10 protein-coding genes and 1 pseudogene are annotated in these 12,489 nt (G+C 43.1%); 7 read left to right on the plus strand and 4 right to left on the minus strand.

From position 1 onward, the window contains the following. Positions 1 to 116: 116 nt before the first annotated feature. From V7L29_RS30890 to V7L29_RS30900, 3 genes and pseudogenes are all read right to left on the minus strand, one after another. The gene (locus V7L29_RS30890) at positions 117 to 2,477 is read right to left on the minus strand and encodes a two-partner secretion domain-containing protein (protein WP_334737886.1); all 2,361 of its coding nucleotides are present in this window, start codon (positions 2,475 to 2,477) and stop codon (positions 117 to 119) included. A 312-nt stretch (positions 2,478 to 2,789) separates the two neighbouring features. Next, positions 2,790 to 3,077, minus strand: coding sequence for a hypothetical protein (locus tag V7L29_RS30895; protein WP_334688793.1), 288 nt, complete (start codon positions 3,075 to 3,077; stop codon positions 2,790 to 2,792). 242 nt (positions 3,078 to 3,319) lie between these two features. Beyond that, a pseudogene (locus V7L29_RS30900) lies at positions 3,320 to 4,146 on the minus strand (carbohydrate ABC transporter permease). Positions 4,147 to 4,324: 178 nt separating this feature from the next. Between V7L29_RS30900 and V7L29_RS30905 the strand changes: the two are divergent. The 5 genes from V7L29_RS30905 to folE all read left to right on the plus strand — a co-directional run bounded on the left by V7L29_RS30905 (position 4,325) and on the right by folE (position 9,456). Then, positions 4,325 to 5,023, plus strand: a complete 699-nt coding sequence (locus V7L29_RS30905) for an aldehyde oxygenase (deformylating) (protein ID WP_334688794.1) — start codon at positions 4,325 to 4,327, stop codon at positions 5,021 to 5,023. A 422-nt stretch (positions 5,024 to 5,445) separates the two neighbouring features. Further along, complete coding sequence (locus V7L29_RS30910) at positions 5,446 to 6,465, plus strand: long-chain acyl-[acyl-carrier-protein] reductase (protein ID WP_334688795.1); 1,020 nt, start codon at positions 5,446 to 5,448, stop codon at positions 6,463 to 6,465. Positions 6,466 to 6,586: 121 nt separating this feature from the next. Further along, on the plus strand, positions 6,587 to 7,567 hold the full coding sequence (locus V7L29_RS30915) for an acetyl-CoA carboxylase carboxyltransferase subunit alpha (protein ID WP_334688796.1): 981 nt from the start codon (positions 6,587 to 6,589) through the stop codon (positions 7,565 to 7,567). Between the two features lie 362 nt (positions 7,568 to 7,929). Continuing rightward, positions 7,930 to 8,655: an SDR family oxidoreductase gene (locus V7L29_RS30920; protein ID WP_334688797.1), complete on the plus strand. Its 726-nt coding sequence runs from the start codon at positions 7,930 to 7,932 to the stop codon at positions 8,653 to 8,655. A gap of 93 nt (positions 8,656 to 8,748) precedes the next feature. After that, on the plus strand, positions 8,749 to 9,456 hold the full coding sequence (folE, locus tag V7L29_RS30925; protein ID WP_334688798.1) for a GTP cyclohydrolase I FolE: 708 nt from the start codon (positions 8,749 to 8,751) through the stop codon (positions 9,454 to 9,456). 83 nt (positions 9,457 to 9,539) lie between these two features. Here folE and V7L29_RS30930 read toward each other — a convergent pair whose 3' ends face one another. Beyond that, positions 9,540 to 10,184, minus strand: coding sequence for a phosphoribosylanthranilate isomerase (locus V7L29_RS30930; RefSeq protein WP_334737887.1), 645 nt, complete (start codon positions 10,182 to 10,184; stop codon positions 9,540 to 9,542). 111 nt (positions 10,185 to 10,295) lie between these two features. Between V7L29_RS30930 and psaK the strand changes: the two genes are divergently transcribed. Further along, positions 10,296 to 10,550 carry a photosystem I reaction center subunit PsaK gene (psaK, locus tag V7L29_RS30935; RefSeq protein ID WP_334688800.1) on the plus strand — a complete coding sequence of 85 codons (255 nt, stop codon included), beginning with the start codon at positions 10,296 to 10,298 and terminating at the stop codon, positions 10,548 to 10,550. 577 nt (positions 10,551 to 11,127) lie between these two features. Then, positions 11,128 to 12,324: a site-2 protease family protein gene (locus V7L29_RS30940; RefSeq protein ID WP_334737888.1), complete on the plus strand. Its 1,197-nt coding sequence runs from the start codon at positions 11,128 to 11,130 to the stop codon at positions 12,322 to 12,324. Positions 12,325 to 12,489 lie beyond the last annotated feature (165 nt).

The raw sequence follows: 12,489 nt of genomic DNA on the forward strand, positions 1-12,489 counted from the left end.
AAGGGCGGGTAGAAACCGCGTCTACACGAGGCTTTACCCACGGAGGTGGGTTTTAAACTTACAAAGTCGTACATTTGTAAACAATAGATGGTATGAGCAGCCAACAAAGTCAAATTTTAATGAGCAGCGCAAGATGTAGCGGTGAGCGAGGAGTTATGGGGCGACGCAGTGGGTACTTGAGCAACCAGAACCACATTCCCATTAGCATCTATTACCCATCCTTGGGCTTCCACAATTTGAATAGGTTCATTGACATAATTCACCTTCTGTGATTTTTCGTCTGTGTTTCGCTGCGCTTGAACAACCACTCTTTTCTGAATACCGTCAGCACGATTCTTACTCTCTGGCTTCAGTGTGATCCAATCTGTCAGCACTGCATCAGCCATCAATGGCTCTGTGGGATCGGCTGCTATTCCTCCACGTCCAGTCACAATAAATGAACTCCTGGCTATTTTTCCACCAGAATTACACCTAGCAACAATTTGCCGCGAAGCATCAACCACATTTACGGGCAATTCTACTAATTCTTTACTGGGATCAGCATCTGGTGAGTTGATTTGTACTGTGCCATTTAATGAAGGATTTTGCTGAGAAAATGCCGTGATGTCATTTGTTGGCAGGTTATTCGGGTTTATTTCTTTTAGATCAAGTCTCTCTACGTCTGCACGGGTACGCGGTACAAAACCAAAGATGTTTTTAGCGGTGATTGTGATTTTACCACCAGAGCCAGAGAAGGCATTGGCAGTGATATCGCTATTTCCAGAGGGAGGCGCGACGATGAAGCCATTAGGTGCATTGATGATGATATTACCGCCATCTCCACCAAGCCTTGCTGTATCGGCGTTAGTGGTTATTTTACTTTCGCGGCGCATCAATAATAAGTTCTGCACCTGTAGCGTAATATTCCCGCCTTTACCAGACTCACTATTAGATGTGAGTTTCCCTTTGTTGTCCAGAAGTATGGAGCGAGCGGTTATATTTAAATCGCCTGCTTTCCCTAAGTTATTTGGATCTCCGATATATATTACATTTTTTCTAGCTTGGCTGCTCACAGTTATTGCAGCCCCATCCTTGATAATTAATTGCCCTGTAGTTAAAGTCAAGTTTCCGCTATCTCCAGGCCCTTCAGTTCCAGAAAACAATCCACTGAGCCTAGAACCATTTGGTGAGGTTCCAATTAGTTCTACCGATTCAGAGGCGTTAACCGTCAAGTTTCCTGCTTTTCCTGTATTTGCTGGTGTAAGTTGGTTAGTGATATAATTATATATGCCCTCAGAACTTGTTGATATTCTTGCCCCTCCTTCGATACGCAACTTTGTAGTATTAATTGTGATGCTGCCAGCGTTTTTATCATTATAAGTTGCACTAAATAATCCACTCGATATTAAATCACTACCATCTCGCAAGACAGGAATGGAGGCGCCGCCGATTAGTTCTACAGAGTCTGAGGCGTTTATGATCAATTGCCCGTACAATTGTGCTCCATCTCTGACCACCAAGTTTTTAGTAGTAACATTTATGTTTCCAGAGTTTACGGTGTTATAACTTACATTAGACAATATCGTACTTAGTCCAAGTTCTACAGACGCTCCTTGTATTTGGATATTGCCGCCATCTTCGCCACTAGCATCTACTATAGATTGAATCCCATTTTGAGCGGTTAGTTGAATTGTCTGGAAATTTTGAACGCCTTCATATCCCAATGCCCAACCTTGGTTCGTTGGACTTAAACTGACCAGACTATTACCAGCGACGCTTCCTAACTCAATTCTTGCTTGCTTTCCTGTGATATTTCCGCCCTTTAGCGTTATATCACCGCCTATAAGTGCCAAGGTTTTGCCTTGCTGCACCTGTAGACCAACGCCTTGTCCAAAGTTATTAGTTGCGCCATCTGGTTTTGCTTGGGATTGATTGCGGATGGGAGCCGCAGTTGCTCCGAATTGTAAACCAATGGGAACACTTAGTGTCAGTAAAGGTGTAGTTTGAGGAGATGTAGCACTAAACTTTGTACCATCAGCAAAGTTCAAGTTACTCGCCGTACTTGCCACAAATGAACCGCCGATATTTAAAGAAGCATTGGGCCCAAAAACAATGCCGTTAGGATTGATCAGAAACAGGTTAGCTGTGCCGTTAGCTTTCACAATGCCATTTATATTAGAAATAGAATTACCTGTCACCCGACTAATGATGTTTTGAATATCTATTGCATTGTTAAAGTGGGCTGTCCTTCCTGCAGAGACAGAAAACTGTTCAAAGCTGTGGAACAAGTTTGTACCACGAACTGCCCCACCATCAATCTGGTCTATAGGCTGACCATCGATTAGCTTTGGTGTAATGATTGAACTTTCAGATCCAAGTGTGCCATCCTTTTGTATTTGCGCTAAGGCAAAACTCTCAAAGAAAGTGAGCACTCCAGCAATTGCTAAAGTACTCACTATCCCTAACTTCCAGCACCAACTGCTACGATCTCCAGACATTACAAACTTGCACCCAAAAACTAAGAGTCTATTGAAATACTGCTCTTTGCTAATTAGGTATGGTGATACTTAGGATTATCTCTTTAGCCTAACTAGTAAATGCAAAGTTTAGCATTTTTATACTCACTAGAATAGACCTCTTGCAAAAGTCCCAAAATCAGGTATGTCATTCTGTCCGCGCAGCGTTCCCGCAGGGTACGAAACGCAGTGGAGAGAAGAATCTCACTAGATGTATCGCTCCGCTTAATATGACAATTTAAGCATTTATGCAAGAGGTCTAATAAACTCTTTATGGTACGAAGATTAAATTATTTAGCAGTTACAGCCGTTAACGTTGCCAGTTGGGCAAGGAACACACCAGGAATATTGCGTTAGCACAATTTCTTGTTCTATGCCTGCATTACCAATTTCCTGTTCTGTGCCTGCATTACCAGATTTGATTTTATTTGGATCAAGATTGCACTGCCACTGAACTACCAGGGCTCTATCATCTAATACTCCGTACTTCTCAAGCACTGCATATAAGCCAGCGTTATTAACGCTTTCAAGCAGTTTCTGTTGAACTTCGTCTTGTAACTGCTGTAATGTTTCAGGGTTCATGACTGTTTCCATTTCCTACAGGATATATATAATTGTTATTTCAGCTTGGCTAAAAATAATTACGCATAGCGTCAAAAAACTTAAGATTTTACTGCTGGATTTCTTTTAGCCATTGGTGATCTATAAGGGACTTCCAAATAAAAAAATATCTAACTACTTCTTGCAGGGTGGAGAGAAGTCTGAGTGGCGGAAATCTTTGCTCAAACTTTCCGCAAAATCTAAAATTCGGACAGCTTCCCCGGCTAATTCTTAATCCCCGTCGCAGCAATACCCTGAATAAACTGACGCTGACCGATGAGAAATAGTACCATCACTGGAACTGTCGCTATAGTCACCGCCATCATTAAGGGCCAATTATTTGTAAATTGTTCCTGAAACTCAGCCAACACCAGTTGTACCGTTCCTTAATTCCGGTCGTGTCGTAAATACCAGAGGCTTAAACAAATCATTCTACTCGCCGATGAAGGTGAACAAAAACAGCGTCAACAACGCCGGACGGGCTAAAGGTAACATTACCCGCCATAAAATTTGCAGTCTGTTTGCCCCATCTATAGCGGCGGCTTCCTCTAACTCCACGGGAATTGTCTGGAAATACTGACGTAACAAGAAAATGCCAAACCCGTTGACAGCAGTGGGTAAAATCAACACCCCATAGGTATTTATCAGGTGTCCCTACTTCAAAACTAAAAAGATTGGAATCACCAATAACTGAAACGGAATCACCAAAGTTGCTAAAACAACCAATAGCAGTGCTTGACGTCCCCGAAACTTCAGCCGTGCTAGGGCGTAACCAGCCAAAGCGGAAGTGACAATCTAAAACGCCGTCACAGCGATCGCTACCAAGGTAGAATTAGCAAACGCCAGCAAAAATATTTCCTTGTTGCCATGCAACCCGGTAATTAGCTAAAGACCAGTTATTTTTGGACAAATTTTCCGGGCTGGCGGCCAACCGTGCAAAGGAGGTGAAAAAGACCACAAACACCGGTAGTAGAACGATAAATGCCCCTAGCAGTAACACTACTAAGCTGAAAAAATTGCCAGATTTCAGATTCGGGTTTGGTTTGGACATAACTTGAGGTGCAAAGCATTTGTTTCGCTAGTACTAGAGCATCGCCCCCAGCAACAGTTAATCTATAAACATAGTTACTTGTTAAGTTAAATTAAACCACAGTGATTATTACCCTCAGTTCATAGGGTAAATTTAATCCTGGTGTTAAATAATTCAGGTTTACAGGAGTAAAGATACCATGCAGCAGCTTGCAGACCAATTTAAAGAATTAGATTTCAAAAGCGAAACATACAAAGATGCTTATAGCCGGATTAATGCGATCGTCATTGAAGGCGAACAAGAAGCTCATGAGAATTACATTACACTAGCCCAACTGCTGCCAGAATCTCATAATGAATTGATTTGCCTATCCAAAATGGAAAGTCGCCATAAAAAAGGATTTGAAGCTTGTGGACGCAATTTGCAAGTAACCCCAGATTTGCAATTTGCCAAAGAGTTTTTCTCCGGACTACACCAAAATTTCCAAACAGCGGCGACGGAAGGGAAGGTCGTTACTTGCTTGCTGATTCAGTCTTTAATTATTGAATGTTTTGCGATCGCAGCATATAACATTTACATTCCCGTCGCCGACGCTTTTGCCCGCAAAATCACGGAGGGAGTTGTAAAAGATGAATATAGCCACCTCAACTTTGGAGAAGTTTGGTTGAAAGAACATTTTACAGAATCCAAAGCTGAACTAGAACAAGCAAATCGCCAGAACCTACCTATCGTCTGGAAAATGCTTAACAAAGTAGAGGGTGATGCCCACACAATGGCAATGGAAAAAGATGCTTTGGTAGAAGACTTTATGATTCAATACGGTGAAGCATTAAGTAACATAGGTTTTACGACTCGCGATATCATGCGCTTGTCAGCCTACGGACTCATAGCCGCTTAAAAAAGTGCTGAGTCGTGAGTGCTGAGTTATCAGTCAAGAGTGAAGAAATTATCTGAATATTAATTCCTTCTTTTTTACTTAAATAATGCCGTTTGCGACTTTCTCTCAAACCTAACCCCCAACCTCAACCCTTGTGGCGTTGGGGAGCAATAATCAAAGCCTCTTTCCCTATGGCAAAGAGGAATGGAAGCGGGATTGCAAAAATAAGTCGCACATCGCGTTTAAATATTATCTCAGCACTCAGCACGAGCGCGAGCAGTTAGATATAAGGCTTCCTTATATCTGAACTTCTCCCAAGAGGAGACGCCAAAGGCTAACGGTGACTCAGCACTCAGCACCCACATTCCACATTCCATACTCAGCACTGCTGAACCACTTATCATTCCACGCGCTCAAGACAGCATAAGCTTAATAATCACTACATGTTTGGTCTAATTGGACATCTGACTAGTTTAGAACACGCTCAAGCGGTGGCTCAAGAATTGGGATACCCAGAATATGCCGATCAAGGGCTAGACTTTTGGTGCAGCGCCCCGCCGCAAATTGTCGATAGCATTATTGTCACCAGTATAACTGGGCAAAAAATTGAAGGACGGTATGTAGAATCTTGCTTTTTGCCGGAGATGCTAGCGACTCGCCGCATCAAAGCCGCAACGCGCAAAATCCTCAACGCCATGGCCCATGCACAAAAGCATGGCATTAACATCACAGCTTTAGGCGGATTTTCCTCGATTATTTTTGAAAACTTTAAGTTAGACCAGTTTAGCCAAGTTCGCAACATCAAACTAGAGTTTGAACGCTTCACCACAGGAAATACGCATACTGCCTACATTATTTGTAAGCAGGTAGAAGAAGCCTCAAAACAACTGGGAATTGATCTATCAAAAGCGACTGTTGCTATATGTGGAGCAACTGGGGATATTGGGAGTGCAGTTACACGCTGGTTAGATGCAAAGACAGATGTCAAAGAACTCCTGCTGATAGCCCGTGACCAAGAACGTCTCAAAGAGTTGCAAGGCGAACTGGGGCGAGGAAAAATCATGAGTTTGACAGAAGCACTGCCCCAAGCTGATGTTGTAGTTTGGGTTGCCAGTATGCCCAAAGGGGTGGAAATTGAACCCACCACTTTGAAACAACCCTGTTTGTTGATTGATGGTGGCTATCCTAAAAACTTAGCGACGAAAATTCAGCATCCTGGTGTACACGTGTTAAATGGTGGAATTGTAGAGCATTCCCTGGATATTGACTGGAAAATTATGAAAATCGTCAATATGGACGTGCCAGCCCGCCAGTTGTTTGCTTGTTTTGCTGAATCAATGCTGCTGGAATTTGAGAAGTTATACACGAACTTTTCGTGGGGACGCAATCAGATTACCGTAGACAAAATGGAGCAGATTGGTCGGGTATCAGTGAAACATGGATTTAGACCGCTGCTGGTTTAGAAGTTAGGAGTTAGGAGTTAAGAGTTAATAACTTTCATAAGTCCACACCTTCTAATACCTAACTCCTCACTCCTAATTCTTCACTCTGAAAAACTCATAACTCGTAACTATAACCCCTACGATGGCAACTACCGAGCGTAAACCGCTACTGTTAGATTTTGAAAAACCCTTAGCAGAACTCGCAACCCGAATTGATCAAATTCGGCAACTTGCAGAAGAAAATGGCGTCGATGTTTCTGGTCAAATTCGTCAACTAGAAGCACGCGCCATGCAACTGCGTGAGGAAATTTTCACTAGTCTATCCCCGTCCCAGCGATTACAAGTCGCTCGTCATCCGCGTCGCCCCAGTACTCTCGATTACATTCAGGCTATTAGTGATGAATGGATGGAATTGCATGGCGATCGCTGTGGTGGTGACGATCCGGCTTTAGTTGGTGGTGTCGGTCGTCTGAGTGGGCAACCTGTGGTGATGTTGGGTCATCAAAAAGGTCGCGATACTAAAGACAATATTGCTCGTAACTTTGGAATGCCTTACCCTGGCGGCTACCGCAAGGCGATGCGGTTGATGGAACACGCCAATAAGTTTAGTATGCCAATACTAACTTTTATCGATACGCCAGGAGCTTGGTCTGGGGTAGAAGCAGAACACCAAGGTCAAGGAGAAGCGATCGCCTACAACTTGCGGGAAATGTTCTGCTTAGATGTGCCAATTATCTGCACCGTCATCGGTGAAGGTGGTTCCGGTGGCGCACTCGGTATTGGCGTAGGCGATCGCCTGCTGATGTTTGAACACTCCGTTTATACTGTCGCCACTCCCGAAGCCTGTGCCGCCATTTTGTGGAAAGATGCCGCCAAGGCTCCCCAAGCCGCTGTTGCTCTGAAAATTATTTCCCACGACCTGAAAAAGTTGGGAATTATCGACCAAATACTGCCTGAACCCACTGGTGGCGCTCATTCCGACCCATTAAAAGCCGCTACCACTCTCAAGCAAGTGCTGCTAGAAAATTTGGACGAACTCAATCGTTTACCTGCTCCAGAACGCCGCCAACTGCGCTATGAAAAATTCCGCAAAATTGGTGTTTTTACAGAAGTTGCCCACTAACAGTACTGCATAATGATTGATTAGCCAGCAGCAATGCTATAATTGCCTATGTGCTTAAAGATTTTTAACAATCTAGCCATAGGCATTTGCATGTTTGGTAAATCTACTCAATTTGATTGAGTGGGTTTTGTATTATTAAGTAATCTAATTTGAGTGGATGACGTGGTTTTCCAGGCGATGATTTGTTGTCTTCACTGGTAAAGCCTATAAAACCTACAAGATACCGAATATTGCACTGGATTATAGCAGTTTCTTAATAGAACTCATCAGATTTTTAGATTCCTTTAATCTCTTCAAACCGAGAAGCGTGAATAATTGGTTAGTAATAGGCTTTGAGAACTGCCAAAAAATTGGAAGACACCATGAGTGTTGAGCAAAAACGACGCGCTCTGATTACTGGGGCAAGTAGTGGAATTGGGAAAGCAACGGCTTTAGCCTTTGCAAAAGCGGGAATAGATGTGGCTTTAGTCAGCCGTTCTTTGGATAAGTTGGAGGCGGTAAGAGAAGCTATACAGCATACTGGGGTGGAAGCAAAAGCTTACGCTATAGATTTAGCGCAGCTGTTTGAAGTAAAACAAAAGATCCAAGCGATCGCCTTTGACTTTGGTGATATAGACATTCTGGTAAACAATGCTGGCATAGCTTATACAGATACTTTGAGCGAAACTGCTCTAGAGGACTGGCAGATGGTAATTGACTTGAATCTTACCAGCGTGTTTCAGTGCATTATGGGGATTTTGCCTTCAATGCGCGATCAAGGCACAGGCACAATTATCAACGTCGCCTCAATTGCCGCCAAACAACCGTTTCCGGGTTGGGGAGCATACAACGTTAGCAAAGCTGGTTTGATTGCCCTCTCTCAAACCCTAGCACAAGAAGAACGCACCTACGGCATTCGTGTCACAGCTATCTGTCCGGGCGCAGTCAATACCGAACTTTGGGACACAGAAACAGTCCATGCCAACTTAGACCGTTCCAAAATGTTAACCCCGGAAATTGTCGCTCAGTCAATTCTCCACACAGTCTTGTTACCACAACAGGCAGTTATTGACGAATTGACCCTAATGCCCAGTGCTGGCGCACTCTAATTGCCAAGTTAGGAGTTAAAAGTTAGGAGTTAGAATTTTTAACTCATAACTTATAACTCATAACTAAATTCAAACCATAACCAAGACTGAATCATGACTATCGCTAGTTCCAACGGTTCCAACTGCTCTCAATCGCCTTTGATTCCCGATTTGGCAGAAGCCATAACTCCTAGACCGGATCGTAATACCCATAATGGGCGACAAGTGGATGTGTTCCCGCCAAAAGAAGAACAGATGGAGGAAATGATGGACGCCGTGCGGACACTAATATTGGGAGTTGGGGAAAACCCCGAACGCGAAGGACTCCTCAAAACACCTAAGCGAGTGGCCGAGGCAATGCGGTTTCTTACCAGTGGCTACAATCAATCCCTTGAAGAACTCGTTAACGATGCCATCTTTGATGAAGGGCATAGCGAGATGGTACTAGTTAGAGATATTAATTTCTTTAGTCTTTGTGAACATCATATGCTGCCATTTATGGGTAGAGCACATGTTGCTTATATCCCCAACCAAAAAGTTGTGGGATTGAGTAAGCTGGCCCGCATTGTTGAGATGTATTCCCGCCGCTTGCAAGTACAAGAGAGGTTAACCCGCCAAATTGCCGAAGCAATTCAGACTATTCTGGAACCTCAAGGCGTAGCCGTTGTCATGGAAGCTAGCCATATGTGCATGGTGATGCGGGGCGTACAGAAACCTGGTTCTTGGACTGTGACTAGCGCAATGGTTGGTGTATTCCAAGAGGAACATAAAACCCGCGAAGAATTTTTTAACTTGATTCGCCACCAAGTAGCATTTTTTTAAATGGTGAGTCCTGAGTTAAGAGTTAGGAGCAAAGCCGGAGACTCCAAAGCTCCGGTTAGGAGTTAATTCACAACTTGTCACTCCTAACTTCTGGGTAAATCAATGTTCTTTAAACTGTGAAATAGAAGTGCTACCTTATCTAAATCTTTATCTCCAGGTGAGCGTTCCACACCACTAGATAAATCAATGCCGTTAGGACTAACCTGACTTAAAGCTTCCACAATATTATCTGCTGTTAATCCTCCTGCTAAAAACCAAGGGCAATTGGGGTTAAATTGCTCTAGCATTCTCCAATCTAAGGTTTTGCCTGTACCACCAAGTTGTTGGGGATGGTAGGCATCAAGTAGTAAAGTATCTATGTATTTAATGTAATCAGCTGCGGTGTCAAGATGCTCAAGACTACGAATTCTAAGTGCTTTAATAATTTCGACATTGGGTAAAGCTTGACGTAATTGGTAGCAAAAATTTGGTAACTCATCTCCGTGTAACTGGACACCAGTCAACCCAGAATCAACAACTATCTGACTGATTTCGGGGATGCTCGCGTTAGCAAAAACACCAATTGTGTCAATATTTGCCGGGAGTTCTGCCACTGCTGCCCGAATTTGGGATGTAGTCACGTAACGAGATGAGGTGGATACACAAATAAATCCTAGTGCCGTTGCGCCCAGAGAGGCGATCGCTATAGACTGCTGTGGTTGAGTGATGCCGCAAATCTTAACTCGCATGGAAATCTGACAAATTTAAAATAATCATCAAGAAAGTCTAAACTATCCGAAAAACTTTTGTACCTTAGTAATTTTATAATTTTGTAGGTCTACATTTTAGGAGACAAAAGCTTGATTTCATCTATTTTATTAGCAGCAGCTGCATCTGTTCCCGCGACACCTGCGTGGAATCCTATAGTAGGGGTGATCATCAGCGTCAGCAGCTTAGTAGTAGTTTTGCTAAGTACTAAGATTGAAAAACCCCTAGTTGGCCCCAAGTTCCCTATCCTGCCGATTAGTATTCCAACATTCGTTGCAGCGATGGCTTTTGGTCATATTATCGGCATTGGTATCGTTTTAGGACTGACTAACATCGGTCGTCTGTAGTTTTGTGACCAGAGAGGCGTTACAAGTAACGTTGCGCTCAATACAAAACTCCTAAAAGCCATTTTGGTTCTTTCTTCAGCAAGATAACTCATAAGCATTAGCCAGTCAGCCTTTGTGTAGTCACTCTAACTGAGGAGAGAGGTATTAACCTTCCCCTTGAGAGAGGATTCAACTACTTCATCAGCCGAGGATTTACGTGGCTTTAGAGACGGGACTAATCCTTTTTCTAAGACTTATTTAGTTAATTGATGCAGGAGAAAGAACCATAATGTCATCAATGTTATTTTTTCAATGTGACACACTTAATATGAGGGGGAGGCAGGGGGTAGAAGAAATAACTTATGCCTAATGCCCAATGACGCCAGTGACGCTCCTGCGTCGCTACCGCTACGCTAACGGAGGCCCGCCCGTGCGACTGACTCCCCAATGCCCAACAGACATTAATTATCTATTCTAGAAATAAGAGCATTTCGTCACTCGGCACTACCGAATTGATGCTCAAAATAAATGTGTATACAACTATGTGTAGTATCTCGGTATAAAAACTACTGAAGATATCTAGTTTTAGGACAATGTAATGCAAACAAATTGGAAAATTGGGTCTTTATTTGGAATTCCCCTGTTTTTAGACCCGTTATGGTTTGTAATTTTAGGGTTGGCAACTCTCAACTTTGGGGTAGCTTATCAAGAATGGGGGACTGTTATAGCTTGGAGTGCTGGAATCGTTATGGCACTGTTGCTATTTAGTTCAGTGTTGTTACATGAGTTGGGTCATAGCTTGGTAGCCCGATCGCAAGGCATTAAAGTTAATTCAATTACCCTATTTCTATTTGGCGGGATTGCTGCTATTGAAGAAGAATCTAAAACTCCTTTCAAAGCGTTTCAAGTAGCGATCGCTGGTCCTTTGGTGAGTATCATACTCTTTTTCCTGCTCCGCCTGATAGTTACTGTGATACCGGATACTAGTCCACTCAGTGTCATGGTCGGAGATTTGGCGAGAATTAACTTGGTAGTGGCTCTATTTAACCTGATTCCCGGCTTACCTCTAGATGGGGGACAAGTGTTAAAAGCAGCACTATGGCAAATAACAGGGAATCGTTTTCAAGCCGTACACTGGGCTGCAAAGGCGGGGCAAATTTTGGGTTATGGTGCGATCGCTTTAGGATTTGTTGTAGATTTCTTGACAAGAGAGTTAGTAGTTGGTTTGTGGATTGCGCTGTTAGGTTGGTTTGCTGTCCGCAACGCCAACAGCTATGACAAGGTGACTACATTGCAAGAAAGCCTACTCAAGGTAGTGGCGGCTGATGCGATGACTCGTGACTTTCGGGTAATTGATGCTGACCAAACATTACGCTCTTTTGCTGATTTATACTTGTTGGAAAGCGCTCCCTCACAGGTTTATTTTGCGGCTTCTGATGGACGTTACCGCGGTCTAGTTTCCATTGACGATTTCCGTTTAACTCAAAGGAGTGAATGGGAAACCCAAACTTTACACAGCATTGTGCATCCCCTGACAGAAATACCTACTATTGTGGAATCAACATCGATAGCTGAGGTAATTAACAAGCTGGAAAATGAGCAGTTACCTCGAATTACCGTGCTTTCTCCCGCTGGCGCTGTAGCTGGTGTAATTGATCGGGGAGATATTGTGCGATCGTTGGCACAAAAGTTAAATTTGCGAATGACAGATGCTGAAATTAAGCGGATAAAAGAAGAAGGTAGCTATCCGCCTGGGTTACAACTGGGAGTAATAGCGAAGTCAATTGCAAATTAAGTGTCATACACTCGTCATAGTTTTGCAATAGATTCGTCAAAAGCTTGTGTGATATTTAAATTGGTATTTGGTTACAAAATGCTTTTTTTGGGTAAAAGGTAGGAAATCCTACCTTTTTTATTTATTTATAAAAATTTAGCGTAGGCGTAGCTCGTCGTAGAAATC

This window comes from Nostoc sp., assembly GCF_036916575.1.
Taxonomy (GTDB): domain Bacteria; phylum Cyanobacteriota; class Cyanobacteriia; order Cyanobacteriales; family Nostocaceae; genus Nostoc.

Excerpts from the sequence above, each read along its gene's own strand:
- V7L29_RS30890 (WP_334737886.1), bottom strand. The coding sequence starts at position 2,477 with ATGTCTGGAGATCGTAGCAGTTGGTGCTGGAAGTTAGGGATAGTGAGT.
- V7L29_RS30895 (WP_334688793.1), bottom strand. The coding sequence starts at position 3,077 with ATGAACCCTGAAACATTACAGCAGTTACAAGACGAAGTTCAACAGAAA.
- V7L29_RS30905 (WP_334688794.1), top strand. The coding sequence starts at position 4,325 with ATGCAGCAGCTTGCAGACCAATTTAAAGAATTAGATTTCAAAAGCGAA.
- V7L29_RS30910 (WP_334688795.1), top strand. The coding sequence starts at position 5,446 with ATGTTTGGTCTAATTGGACATCTGACTAGTTTAGAACACGCTCAAGCG.
- V7L29_RS30915 (WP_334688796.1), top strand. The coding sequence starts at position 6,587 with ATGGCAACTACCGAGCGTAAACCGCTACTGTTAGATTTTGAAAAACCC.
- V7L29_RS30920 (WP_334688797.1), top strand. The coding sequence starts at position 7,930 with ATGAGTGTTGAGCAAAAACGACGCGCTCTGATTACTGGGGCAAGTAGT.
- folE (WP_334688798.1), top strand. The coding sequence starts at position 8,749 with ATGACTATCGCTAGTTCCAACGGTTCCAACTGCTCTCAATCGCCTTTG.
- V7L29_RS30930 (WP_334737887.1), bottom strand. The coding sequence starts at position 10,184 with ATGCGAGTTAAGATTTGCGGCATCACTCAACCACAGCAGTCTATAGCG.
- V7L29_RS30940 (WP_334737888.1), top strand. The coding sequence starts at position 11,128 with ATGCAAACAAATTGGAAAATTGGGTCTTTATTTGGAATTCCCCTGTTT.